General features: G+C 30.2%; 1 protein-coding gene. It reads left to right on the top strand.

Annotated features, from left to right (window positions below):
• Positions 1-5 precede the first annotated feature (5 nt).
• The coding region (locus BAQ46_RS29225; RefSeq protein ID WP_048539504.1) for a TetR/AcrR family transcriptional regulator at positions 6-235 on the top strand (230 nt) is incomplete at its 3' end.

A 235-nucleotide genomic window follows, 5' to 3' on the forward strand; every position in this document is an offset into this window, starting at 1 on the left:
AAAGCATGACTAAAGTTGATAAGGTAAAAGAAAAAATTATTGAAACATCTTTATATTTATTTAATACTAATGGGATAACTCGCACATCCATTCAGGATATAATGACAGCCACTGAACTACCGAAAGGATCTATTTATCGTAGATTCAAAAATAAAGAAGAAATTGTTCTTGCTGCCTACGACAAAAGTGGTGAGATTATGTGGAGTCATTTTCATAAAGCAATGGAAAATAAAAA

It is taken from the genome of Bacillus paranthracis (assembly GCF_001883995.1).
Lineage (GTDB): Bacteria > Bacillota > Bacilli > Bacillales > Bacillaceae_G > Bacillus_A > Bacillus_A paranthracis.